The organism is Ruegeria sp. AM9, assembly GCF_056540565.1.
Genome location: NZ_JBQFWY010000048.1, coordinates 1 through 770 on the forward strand (window position 1 = coordinate 1; position 770 = coordinate 770).

A 770-nucleotide genomic window follows, 5' to 3' on the forward strand; every position below is an offset into this window, starting at 1 on the left:
CCGGGTAACAGGGGCGGATACATCACGTCTTGAATTCCGGGCGGCGGGAACATCCGACCTGTTGGGCGGGGCCATCGACAACGTACGGGTTGTTGCGAATTCGCAAGCAACCGACGGTAACCTTCTGACCAATGGCAGCTTTGAACAAGGTAACTATGGCGATGCCAATTTCGGTCTTGGCCTGCCAGACGGCTGGACATCGTCCTTCGGCACACCCGAGTTCATTAAACTGGCAAACGCAGGGTACGGAGATGCCGCCGACGGCGACTATATCATCGAACTGGCCGGCGGTGCGGTCAATGGTGGCTTTGGTTCGGGCATTTACCAGGATGTCGACACCAATTCGGGCAGCACCTATCAGGTCTCACTGAATTTCCGGGGACGAGATGGTGCAAACGGGGCGGACAACGCAATCGAGGTCTGGTGGGACGGTGCTCAGGTCGGAGTGATCTCCGAGGCGCATTCGGATTGGCGGACTTATACGTTCGACGTGAACGGCGCGGCCGGGGATACGTCGCGGCTGGAACTGCGTGCAAATGACAGCACCCATCTGGGCGGGCTGATCGACGATGTGCGCGTCGTCGAGACCGGCGAGCTGAACGCAAACCTGACCGCTGGCCTGAGCAATCCGGGCGCGGGTGACAATCTGATCACCAATGGCAGTTTCGAATTCGGCAATTACGGCGATGCCAATTTCGGACTGTCTCTGCCCTATGGCTGGTCCTCGTCCTTTGGCACGCCTGAGTTCCTGAAAACCAGTACAATTGGTC

1 protein-coding gene is annotated in these 770 nt (G+C 58.4%); it reads left to right on the plus strand.

What is annotated here, in order from left to right:
* On the plus strand, positions 1 to 770 hold a 770-nt coding region (locus ACR0DO_RS19510; RefSeq protein WP_480561106.1), incomplete at both ends, for a carbohydrate binding domain-containing protein.